The sequence below is a fragment of the Bradyrhizobium cenepequi genome, from assembly GCF_020329485.1.
GTDB lineage: Bacteria > Pseudomonadota > Alphaproteobacteria > Rhizobiales > Xanthobacteraceae > Bradyrhizobium > Bradyrhizobium cenepequi.
Window position 1 is genome coordinate 1 of the sequence record NZ_JAGKJI010000161.1, and the last position, 924, is coordinate 924.

2 protein-coding genes are annotated in these 924 nt (G+C 60.7%); one reads left to right on the top strand and one right to left on the bottom strand.

Annotated features, from left to right (window positions below):
* On the bottom strand, nucleotides 1-205 hold a 205-nt coding region (locus J6497_RS40675), incomplete at its 3' end, for a helix-turn-helix domain-containing protein (RefSeq protein WP_225708974.1).
* Nucleotides 206-347: 142 nt separating this feature from the next.
* On the opposite strand from J6497_RS40675, the gene J6497_RS40680 reads away from it, so the two are divergent.
* Nucleotides 348-924 (top strand): GSU2403 family nucleotidyltransferase fold protein (locus tag J6497_RS40680; protein WP_249793992.1); only part of this gene is annotated, 577 nt, incomplete at its 3' end.

The following is a 924-nucleotide window of genomic DNA, read 5'->3' on the forward strand; positions in this document are numbered from 1 at the left end:
CCGCATTGTAACGGTGCACCCAGTCCCGCAGGGTCTGGCGATCCATTCCGCAACTCTCTGCCGCCGTTCTGCGATCCGTGCCGGCCAGAACAAGCGCAAGCGCCAACATCCGCCGCGCCGCGCTGCTGTCTTTCTCCCTTTGCGCCGCCTTGCGAAGCTCAGAAGCCGTCAAATCAACCCGGGTGATCCCTACCGCCGCCCCCATCGATGTCGCTCCTCCCTAAGAAGCAACCATCGAGTCAGAAACTCACTGATTTGGGAATCCCAAATCTGAGTCAATCCTCAAGGCCGTTGGTATAACTCGGTTGCGTTGGAGTTTCGCGAAATTAGTATAACGGATCTTGGTCATGGCCACGTCCCAACCGCTCGATATCGCCTACCAGACGCTTTACTCGGAACTGGTCCAGCGCAGCCTCGACGAAAGCTTCACGTCCGAGTTCTCCTCAAACGGCAGGTTCGTGCCGGTCGAGGTCAAGGGCAAAAAATACTGGTACTTCGACACGCCCAAGGTCGACGCTGCCGGTCAGGATCGTCGCTACGTCGGTCCTGTCGACGATCCTGAAATCACCAAGAGGGTTGAGGCCTTCAAGGATCTGAAGGCCGACCTGAAGGGCCGGCGCCGCCTCGTTGCCACGTTGACGCGCGAGGCCTATCTGCCGCGTCCTCCGTTGATGACAGGCCAGGTGGTGGAGCAACTGGCAAAAGCCGGCTTCTTCCGTCTGCGCGGCGTGCTCATCGGCACCGTGGCCTACCAGTGTTACTCCGCCGTCCTCGGTCGCCGTCTGGACGCGGTCGCCATGCAGACCGGCGACGCCGATTTTGCCCAGTTCCATGAGATCTCGGTGGCCGTCGGCGACTCCATGCCGCCGATCCTTGAGGTGCTTCGAGAGGTCGATCCGACCTTCCGGGAGATTCCGAGCCAGG